Source organism: Sandarakinorhabdus sp. (genome assembly GCF_040398645.1).
Taxonomy (GTDB): domain Bacteria; phylum Pseudomonadota; class Alphaproteobacteria; order Sphingomonadales; family Sphingomonadaceae; genus Sandarakinorhabdus.
The window spans coordinates 1-1,775 of the sequence record NZ_JBBATR010000115.1; the positions used below are offsets into that span (position 1 = coordinate 1).

A 1,775-nucleotide genomic window follows, 5' to 3' on the forward strand; every position below is an offset into this window, starting at 1 on the left:
AGAAGACTCGAACTTCCACGGCCTTTCGGCCACAACGACCTCAACGTTGCGCGTCTACCAATTCCGCCATGGCCGCACACGATGGAATGGGGCAGCGAGCGCCCCTTCGGCAGATGGCGCGGGTAGCAGGGGAGCGGCGCGGGTGCAAGGTGATTGCGTCTGCAGGCTCAGGAAAAAAGACCACCCCGGATTGCGCCGGGGTGGCCATCGTCGATTTCCTTGGAAGAAGTGCGGCGCAGCGGCAAGTGCTGCGCGCTCAATTATACTTGCGCAGCTCGTTCTTGGCGATTGCCTGGCGGTGCACTTCGTCCGGGCCATCGGCAAGGCGCAGGGTGCGCTGGCCGGCATAGCCTGAGGCCAGGCCATAATCCTGGCACACGCCGCCGCCGCCATGCGCCTGGATGGCCATGTCGTGGATCATGCAGCTCATGTTGGGCGCCACTACCTTGATCATGGCGATTTCGTTGGCCGCAGCCTTGTTGCCGACTGTGTCCATCATGTAAGCGGCCTTCAGGGTGAGCAGGCGCGATTGTTCGATGGCGATGCGCGCATCGGCGATGCGCTCGTGCCACAGGCTGTGTTCCGAAATTGCCTTTCCAAAGGCGACGCGGCTTTTGAGGCGCTTCACCATTTTTTCAAGGGCGCGTTCGGCGGCACCGATCGAGCGCATGCAGTGGTGGATGCGGCCCGGGCCAAGCCGGCCCTGCGCGATTTCAAAGCCGCGGCCTTCGCCCAGCAGCATGTTGGCCACCGGCACGCGCACATTATCAAGGATCACTTCGAAGTGGCCGTGCGGCGCATCATCATAGCCGAAAACGCTGAGCGGGCGCAGCTTGGTGATGCCGGGGGCATCAAGCGGCACCAGCACCTGGCTTTGCTGGCTGTGGCGCGGCGCGCTGGGATCGGTTTTGCCCATCACGATGGCAATGCTGCAGCGCGGATCGCCAACGCCGCTGGACCACCATTTGCGGCCGTTGACGACATATTCATCGCCGACACGCTGAATCGACGTTTCGATGTTGGTGGCATCCGATGAGGCTACGGCCGGTTCGGTCATCAGGAAGGCTGACCGGATTTCGCCGGCCATCAACGGCTTGAGATACTGCTGCTTTTGCGCTTCGGTGCCGTAGGTGCGCAGCACTTCCATGTTGCCGGTGTCGGGCGCGGAGCAGTTGAACACTTCGCTGGACCAGCCGGCCCGGCCCATTTCCTCGGCGAGCGGTGCATATTCAAGATTGGTGAGGCCGGGGCCCTTCCATTCGCCCTTGTCGTGATCGCAGATGTTGAGGAACAGGTTCCACAGTCCGGCTGCGCGGGCCTTTGGCTTAAGCTCTTCGATGATCGGCAGCACTTTCCAGCGCTCGCCGGTGCGCACTTCTTCATGATAACGCTCTTCATTGGGAATGACATGCTCATCCATGAAGCCGCGAACCTGCTCGATCAGGCCTTTGGTTTTGTCGCTATATTCAAAAAACATGACGCATCTCCCTTTCGTGGACTCATATGCAGCTACCACGCTGTCACGCTCGCGCGCGGTTGGCCACTGGCAAAAAAGGAAGAACGCCCAAAAGCCGATCAGCCTGCGCGGCCGGAGCTCATCCGCCAACCCAGCCGCACCAGCGACAGCGCAATGAGGGTTCGTCGGAAGCATTCGTGCAGGCCCATCACCAAGCGGCGCCGGCCGCCATCGGACAGCACAAAACCATGCAGGAAGCCAAGGGCAAGATTGCCGATGCTCATGAACGTCGTCGACCAATGTAACGTGACCGCTGCGC

Annotated in this window: 1 protein-coding gene and 1 pseudogene; both read right to left on the bottom strand. The window is 61.4% G+C overall.

Translation table 11 applies throughout. The features are described from left to right. Positions 1 to 256 precede the first annotated feature (256 nt). The gene (locus ABWP50_RS13465) at positions 257 to 1,477 is read right to left on the bottom strand and encodes an acyl-CoA dehydrogenase family protein (protein ID WP_353218500.1); all 1,221 of its coding nucleotides are present in this window, start codon (positions 1,475 to 1,477) and stop codon (positions 257 to 259) included. Positions 1,478 to 1,575: 98 nt separating this feature from the next. Further along, positions 1,576 to 1,775: pseudogene (locus ABWP50_RS13470) on the bottom strand (hypothetical protein); the annotation flags it as partial.

Coding starts and splice junctions, on each gene's coding strand:
- ABWP50_RS13465 (WP_353218500.1), bottom strand. CDS start 1,477: ATGTTTTTTGAATATAGCGACAAAACCAAAGGCCTGATCGAGCAGGTT.